The sequence below is a fragment of the Bacillus marasmi genome (genome assembly GCF_902168435.1).
Classification (GTDB): Bacteria; Bacillota; Bacilli; order Bacillales; family Cytobacillaceae; genus Bacillus_BU; species Bacillus_BU marasmi.
Map to the genome: position 1 here is coordinate 1 of NZ_LR656207.1, position 1,315 is coordinate 1,315.

1 protein-coding gene is annotated in these 1,315 nt (G+C 38.6%); it reads left to right on the forward strand.

Features of this window, described 5'->3' with window-relative positions:
- On the forward strand, positions 1-956 hold a 956-nt coding region (locus tag FXW34_RS22745; protein WP_147536298.1), incomplete at its 5' end, for a transposase.
- Between the last annotated feature and the right edge of the window lie 359 nt (positions 957-1,315).

The following is a 1,315-nucleotide window of genomic DNA, read 5'->3' on the forward strand; positions in this document are numbered from 1 at the left end:
AATTAGCTTCTGGTAATGTTCTTACTTTACAAAAGCTAACACGTGCCCGTCGTGAATTAGTAGAGGAACGAACAGAGACACAAAATTTGATTCGGATGCATATGGACCATATCTTTAGGGAATTCCAGGGGAAGTCCGTTTGGGTAAATGGAAAGCGTGAACATGTTGGACCGTTAAGTAAATTGTTTGGAAAGTCTGCACTATATTTGATGAGGCACTATCCGCATCCAAGCGATATCCTAACACTCGGGGAAAAGGGTTTACGTGAACTTTCAATTCGAGAAAACCTAAAATTACGAGACAGTACCATTCAAATTCTATTAGACTATGCTAAAAACTCCATATCTCAGCCAAAACAGTTGTTAGAAGGGGATATTTTCCTCTTAACTCAAAAGCTAGATCGTTTTGAATTATTGAATAATCAAATTGATGTTTTAGAGCGTAAGATTGAAGATTTGTTTGTCGGTATGGAAGGAGCAGTGATTCTAAGTGTTCCAGGGATAGGAGTGGTAACGGGAGCTGAATTATTCGCCGAAATGGGTGATATCTCGGACTTCGAGCATGCGGGGCAATTAATCAAAATGGCAGGGACAAATCCTATTGTGAAACAATCAGGTGGAAAAAAGCCTTCTTACCACTGTATTTCTAAACAAGGTAGGAGGACATTCCGTAATATTGCCTACCAAGTAGGTAGATCCCTAGCCGCTAATAACCCCGAAATGAAGCAGAGATATGTTGCCTTTAAAGAACGAGGGAAACTCCCAGGTCAAGCTTATATAGCTTTAGGAAACCGAATGATTCGTTTAGCCTTTTCCATGATTCGAAACCATACCCTATACCGCACAAATCAAGAGAACTATGTCTTAGTAAAGGAAATAAGTAAGAAACTTCGTGCCGCCAATGTAAAACGTTTTTATGAAATCCATGTCTCTTCAAATGTTTGTCTATCAGCTTAATTTAGAAGATTAGTATCAGTTATTTATATTCTTTAGTATCTTAGTTTTTGGATAACTTAGAGCTCCTCTAGGACGTTAGATTACATTGTATCTCGTGCCTGAGGCTTATAGACCTCGTGTGACAGCGTTATGGATCTTGTCCTACAAATACGAATAATACGTGAAAATCTTAGTTTATATTCGCTAGGCGGTATCCCTGTAGGATGAAACGCAAGGTCCCTTCACGTTCTAGAGGAGCTCTAAAATAATTTCTGTGATGGTTGAACCTTCCTAAAAATGGAAAATGGGGGTTTTACTTAAAATCGGTCTTTTTTAAAGAAAAAGGGTGGTTGACTTATTTACCATTATACGCTGTCACC